This is a genomic window from Streptomyces sp. E11-3 (genome assembly GCF_046540415.1).
Taxonomy (GTDB): domain Bacteria; phylum Actinomycetota; class Actinomycetes; order Streptomycetales; family Streptomycetaceae; genus Streptomyces.
In genome coordinates this window covers 1-510 of record NZ_JAZGRL010000270.1, presented here as the reverse complement: position 1 = coordinate 510, position 510 = coordinate 1, and the positions used below count along the sequence as shown (strand labels likewise).

The 510-nt window shown below is 53.9% G+C and carries 2 tRNA genes; both read left to right on the top strand.

Annotation, left to right across the window (positions count from 1 at the left end):
• The first annotated feature begins 119 nt into the window (after nucleotides 1-119).
• Nucleotides 120-191: transfer RNA gene (locus tag U9R90_RS36795), tRNA-Pro, on the top strand.
• Between the two features lie 95 nt (nucleotides 192-286).
• Nucleotides 287-360, top strand: a tRNA-Ile gene (locus tag U9R90_RS36790).
• Nucleotides 361-510: the final 150 nt, after the last annotated feature.

Sequence of the window (510 nt, the reverse complement as noted above, 5' to 3'; positions counted from 1 at the left end):
CTTCGTTTGCCTTTGACACTGTCTCGAGGTGTTCGATTCCTTCCATGTTAGTTCGTGTTCCTTCTTTGGTTGTTGCTGTAGTTGTTCTTTTTTTTCTCGGCTGGGCGCTTGCGCAGCTAGGCTCGTTGGTCTAGGGCTGTGGTTCTCGCCTTGGGTGCGAGAGGTCCCGGGTTCAAATCCCGGACGAGCCCGTGGTGAGGCTTGGTCCAGAAGCTGTTTTATCTCTTTAGGGTCAAGAGCAATCAGGAAGTTTCTGGTCAATCGGGCAGAAAGCTGGGCAAAGCCAGGCCGGTTAGCTCAGTTGGTTAGAGCGTGGTGCTAATAACGCCAAGGTCGCGGGTTCGATCCCCGTACGGGCCAAGCTCTTTTATTCTCTGGGTGCTCAGCTCTGCTCTTCTGGCAAAGTGACGGGTGGTCTCACGGAAATGCCTGCTGGCTAAACGGCTTGCAGGCGTGGCCGAAATAGCTCAGTTGGGAGAGCGTTAGACTGAAGATCTAAAGGTCCCTGGT